The following is a 4,723-nucleotide window of genomic DNA, read 5'->3' on the forward strand; positions in this document are numbered from 1 at the left end:
CGAGTGGGCGGGCCGCAAGGATGTCCAGGAGCGGCGTGCCTACCGGGCGAAGAAGAACATGGCGAGGTGCCCGGCGCGGTGCACCAGGTCGCGCTCCAGCACCGTACGCAGCCGCGGCCAGTCGGGCTCGACCAGCGCGTGCCAGGTCGCCTCGATCGCGTCCGAAAGTCGGGCGAGCACGTCCGGGGCGGCCAGGATCCGCTGGACGTGGCGCGGCGGCGTACGAAGCCCGACCAGGTTGCGGGCGATCTCCGCGCGAACCTGGCGCAGCGAGGTCGCCCGCACCACGGCGAGTTCGACGGCGAAGTCGTCGCCGGGGCCCGAAGGCGGAGGATGGATGAAGTCGGCGTTGTAGCCGCCGCGGCGGAACAGCGTTGTCAGCGCCCCGACCGCGGGCGTCTCGCAGAGCAGTCGCGCGTACTGCGGTGCGATGCGCTCCGCCCAGGGCCGCAGCGGCCCGGCCGGCTGCTTGCCCGCCGCGACCCGCAGCGCGTTCATTGCTTCACCCAGCGGCGAGATCGCATAGCGGGTGTGCGCCACGTCGACCGGCCCGACTTCGATGGCAAGCATCTTTCGCCTCCACGCGAAAGCTTAACGCCTCCGCCTGCACCGCCCCGAGACTGGCCCGCATGACGACACTCCAGGCTGCACCGGCACGGGCCACCTACCGCGAGGTGTTCGCGGTACGCCAGTTCCGCGTGCTGTTCACCGGCTACACGCTCTTCCTCGGCGGCGAGACGGTGAAGATGCTCGCGCTCTCGGTGACCGTCTACGCCAGCACCGGCTCGCCCCTGCTGGCCGCGCTGGCCTACGTCGCCGGCTTCCTGCCCTACGCCCTCGGCGGCACGCTGCTGCTGGCGTACGCCGACCGGTGGCCGCCGCGGGCCGTGATGGTCGGCTACGACCTGGTCCGCGCCGCAGTCGCCGCTATGCTCGCCGCCGGGCTGCTCTCCCCCACCGCGACGCTGGTGCTGGTGTTCGTCACCGGCATCCCCAGCGCGGTCGCCTCCGCGGCGCGCAGCGCGCTGCTGCCCGAACTGCTCGACGGCGACCGGTACGTGCTCGGCCGGGCCGTGTTCTCCATGGCCGCCGGCGGCACGCAGGTGCTCGGCTTCGCCGTGGGCGGGATGCTGATCGCGGCGCTCGGCCCGTACGGCGCGCTCTGGATCACCGTGGCGAGCTGCCTACTGTCCGCCGCGCTGCTGCGCCTGCGGCTGGCCGAGCAGCCGCGCCGCGGCACGGCCGCAGGGTACGCGGTACGCGAGACCTGGCGCGTCAATCGCGAACTGCTGCGCCGGCCGGCGATCCGTTCGCTGCTGCTGGCCCAGTGGCTGCCGCCCGCGCTCGTGGTCGGCGCCGAGGGCGTGCTCGTCCCGTACTCCGTCCAGATCGGCATGCCGGACTCGGCCGGGCTGCTGTTCACCGCCGTGGCGCTCGGCATGCTCATCGGCGACCTCGTGATCGGCCGGCTGGTCACTCCGGAACGAAGGGAACGGCTGGCCGGGCCGCTGGCGCTGCTGCTCGGCGCGCCGCTGCTCGGGTTCGTGCTCTCGCCCGGGCCGGTCACCGCGGCGCTGCTGCTCGCCGTGTCCGGGTTCGGGGTCGCGTACCAGCTGGGGCTGGCCCGGCGCTTCCTGGAGGCGGTGCCGGAGGCGAACCGAGGCCAGGCTTTCGGGCTGGCGCTGACCGGGACCATGACGTTGCAGGGGCTGTTCGCGGCCGGCGGCGGGGCGCTGGGCGAGGTGGCAGCGCCCGGCCTGGTCGTCGGTGCGGCGGGCGCGGCGTCCCTGCTGGCCGTATTGGGTCTCTGGCGTGTGCTCGCGTCGCCGAGGGCGTAGCAGCGCATGAGGAGCGGCCGATGTCGGAGGAGGGTTTGGTCTAGGTCGCAGACGCCCGCCATCGGCATCACGCGTAAAGAGGACGGTCAGCCCATCCACCTGATCAGCAATCTGTAGTCCGGCAGGGCCAGCCGGCCGCGCTGGCTATCGAGCGCTCCGACGATCGAAACTCCGGCGCCTTCTACCTGCGCTAACACCGCTTGCGTGTACTCGGTAGCAGCCTCCTTAACGACAGGCCGGCCGATACTGGTGGCCGAGGACGAGTGGATTTCTCGCCGACTGGCTCGCCGAGGGGGTGCTCAAGCAAGCCATGGCGGTGGACGTCGTCGACGCCATCGCGCTCCCGTCGTGGATCACTTTCGCGTCCGCAGTCAGCGCCTCGCAGCCCCACTAACCTCGCCCTGCATGGCTTATGACCTGTGGAAACCTTCCGGCGAAGCGCATCCGAACGGAAAGTCACGGCAAGCCGCTCAACTTTGCTCTGCTAGCGGGACTTTTCGTTCGGATGCTCGTCATGCCCCCGCTCCTGGTTCACCGTGGTCATGCACGACAGCCAACCAGGACGGGCCGACGGCTTTCCCGCGTTCAGTGGCCTTGAGCGGCGGCCATCACGCCGTGCACGGCCGCCGCGATGCGGTCGGCGGCCTGGCCGGGGTCGGGCTGGCCGGCGTCCAGCCAGGCGATGACGGCTTCCAGGGTGAAGGCGGGGATCAGGTTGCGGTGGGCAGCCTCGCGGGAGGCGGCGGTGATGAAGTCGATCAGGTCGCGGAAGCCGGGCTCGCGGGCGGCGTGGCGAAACAGCAGCCGGAACCCGTCGGGGGCGGCGGCGCGCAGGGGTCCCGGTAGTATCGGCGAAATTTTCAACGGATACGCAGGTCAGAGCTCCCTTAAGAACCTTCGGGCACAGCTTGGAAGGGGGCCGCTGACCTGCATATCCGTTGTTTCCTGCGTCGTTACTACTGGAACCCCTGACAGCGTCGCGGCGGTGCCCGGATCGGCCGCCTCGGCGGCAAGCCGGCTGTCACCTGTCAGGCGGAGAAGCGGTTGACCACCTCTGGGTGAACGACGATGCGCACCACGCCCCTGACACGCCACTCATCGAGGAACCTCTGGTGGTTCGGGTCGTTCATGTCCCAGTATCGTTCGGCGAGACGAGCAGCGAGCTCGGCGCCACCCTGATCGTGGAGAGTGACCGAACCCTCCACCGCCACCCAGTGTTCGGGCTCACCAGATGGAGCCGCGACGACGACGGAAGCACGGGGGTGCTCCCGGAGACGGTCGAGCTTCGGCGCCTCCGGGACGGAGAACATCTGCAGATCGCCGTCGTCGGCTACCTCGAACCACACCGGGCGCGGCGTGGGCCAGCGTTCACCGCGTGGTGCAACGGTGAGGAAGGCGTACAGCGGCCGTGCGAGCAGGGCAAGATCCTCATCACGGAACATGAGAGCTACCTTATGCCTCGCCGCTCTTGATTCGACTGCCCCCTCCGCTGGCTTGTCACTCCTCATCGTCGGCATCAGAATCACGCAAGCGCCGCCGCCCGCCACCCAGCTGACGACTTCGACCTGCGCCAAGACGACGAACACGTCCGCATCCACGGCAAAGGCGGAACCGCCCGCACCGTGCTCCTGGATGACCGCGGCTACGTCGCCCTCCTCAAGCTCTACCTCATCCGCACCGGCTACCGGTACGGGCCCGCATTCCGCGCCGGCATCAACGGCTCCGGCGGACCCCTGTCCTACGACGCCGCCCACCACCGGTGGGAGAACTACTGCGAAGCGGCCGGGGTCGAGATCGACATCCACCAACTCCGCCACGCCCACGCCACCGAACTCATCAACGCCGGCGTCTCCATCGAGACCACCCAGCTCTACACACTCCTGAACGACGACGTCGCCGACGCCGAGATCCGCGCAGCACGACGACGCCGCGACCACCGCTGACGAGCTGCTACCTCAGCTCGTGGCCTGTTTCTGCCATATTCCGGTGGCACCCCAGGTACGGATAATTCCGGCCATGGCGAGATCGAAAACCTCGTGAGCAGGGCGGACAGCGCGCCGCCCATGCCATGCCCCCGAGGACGCCGACGACGCCCCCCCGGTCCAACTGACACAGGATGCCACTGTTTGGGGCTAGCCTCCCGCCATGATCCTTGAAATTCGCACCTATCGCCTTAGGCCTGGCACTCGCGCCGAGTTCGTCCGGGTGATGCGCGAGGAATCCGTACCACTGGTGAAGAAATATGGCATTGATGTGATCGATTGCGGTGCGTCGCTGGTGGAGGAGGACGGTCACGAGGAGGCATACCTGATCCGCACCTTCAGCTCGCTCGAGGCGCACCGAGAGCAGGAGGAAGCCTTCTACTCCAGCCGGGATTGGCGGCAGGGGCCGCGCGAGGCCATCGTCTCGCGCATCGAGAGCTACCACACCATCGTGGTCGAGGCATCCCCGGAGGCCGTACAAGCCCTGCGGCGATGAGGCTCACTCGGCTTGGCCGGGGGCCTTGATCTCCTCCAGTTCCCGAGAGGACAGCTCGCGCGGCACCTCACCGCGCCAGGAGAGTTTCGGTGACGCCCGTCACACTCTTTGATGGCGACGGGCCCATCGCGGCCCAGCCGATCAGGCCTTGCAGTATCGGAAGTGGTTCCAGGGTGTTGGAGACCTCAGCAGGCTGGAGTATCGGAAGTCATTCGGGGTTCGGCTTCCGATACTCGGAGGTATCGGAAGCCGACAGCAGCGCTTCCACTGACACTCCCGTGTCGCTGTGCTGCCTTCAGGGGGTGTCCAGTTAACGGCTCTGGCTCACTTTCGGTGGTAACGGAGCGTGTGTATCAAGCTGACGTCGCGGAGCTGGGCGGTTTCCTCACCAGATGTTTGTGAGACCG

The 4,723-nt window shown here is 68.7% G+C and carries 6 protein-coding genes; 3 read left to right on the forward strand and 3 right to left on the reverse strand.

Translation table 11 applies throughout. The annotated features are described in order from the left end of the window. Positions 1–39: 39 nt before the first annotated feature. Positions 40–570: a hypothetical protein gene (locus ABZ260_RS46835; RefSeq protein WP_355631280.1), complete on the reverse strand. Its 531-nt coding sequence runs from the start codon at positions 568–570 to the stop codon at positions 40–42. A gap of 59 nt (positions 571–629) precedes the next feature. Here ABZ260_RS46835 and ABZ260_RS46840 point away from each other — a divergent pair, with 59 nt between their 5' ends. Continuing rightward, on the forward strand, positions 630–1,838 hold the full coding sequence (locus tag ABZ260_RS46840; protein WP_355631283.1) for an MFS transporter: 1,209 nt from the start codon (positions 630–632) through the stop codon (positions 1,836–1,838). Positions 1,839–2,423: 585 nt separating this feature from the next. Here ABZ260_RS46840 and ABZ260_RS46845 read toward each other — a convergent pair. Beyond that, positions 2,424–2,702 carry a hypothetical protein gene (locus ABZ260_RS46845; RefSeq protein ID WP_355631286.1) on the reverse strand — a complete coding sequence of 93 codons (279 nt, stop codon included), beginning with the start codon at positions 2,700–2,702 and terminating at the stop codon, positions 2,424–2,426. A gap of 164 nt (positions 2,703–2,866) precedes the next feature. Further along, positions 2,867–3,436 carry a pyridoxamine 5'-phosphate oxidase family protein gene (locus ABZ260_RS46850; protein WP_355631289.1) on the reverse strand — a complete coding sequence of 190 codons (570 nt, stop codon included), beginning with the start codon at positions 3,434–3,436 and terminating at the stop codon, positions 2,867–2,869. A gap of 24 nt (positions 3,437–3,460) precedes the next feature. Here ABZ260_RS46850 and ABZ260_RS46855 point away from each other — a divergent pair, with 24 nt between their 5' ends. Together ABZ260_RS46855 and ABZ260_RS46860 are read left to right on the forward strand one after the other, a co-directional pair. Then, positions 3,461–3,781 carry a tyrosine-type recombinase/integrase gene (locus tag ABZ260_RS46855; RefSeq protein ID WP_355631292.1) on the forward strand — a complete coding sequence of 107 codons (321 nt, stop codon included), beginning with the start codon at positions 3,461–3,463 and terminating at the stop codon, positions 3,779–3,781. Positions 3,782–3,983: 202 nt separating this feature from the next. Then, positions 3,984–4,316 carry an NIPSNAP family protein gene (locus ABZ260_RS46860; protein WP_355631295.1) on the forward strand — a complete coding sequence of 111 codons (333 nt, stop codon included), beginning with the start codon at positions 3,984–3,986 and terminating at the stop codon, positions 4,314–4,316. Positions 4,317–4,723: the final 407 nt, after the last annotated feature.

This window comes from Streptosporangium sp. NPDC006013, from assembly GCF_040614275.1.
Classification (GTDB): Bacteria; Actinomycetota; Actinomycetes; order Streptosporangiales; family Streptosporangiaceae; genus Streptosporangium.

What these genes read in the sequence shown, in the direction of transcription:
- ABZ260_RS46840 (WP_355631283.1), top strand. Translation starts at nt 630, where the DNA reads ATGACGACACTCCAGGCTGCACCGGCACGGGCCACCTACCGCGAGGTG.
- ABZ260_RS46860 (WP_355631295.1), top strand. Translation starts at nt 3,984, where the DNA reads ATGATCCTTGAAATTCGCACCTATCGCCTTAGGCCTGGCACTCGCGCC.
- ABZ260_RS46835 (WP_355631280.1), bottom strand. Translation starts at nt 570, where the DNA reads ATGCTTGCCATCGAAGTCGGGCCGGTCGACGTGGCGCACACCCGCTAT.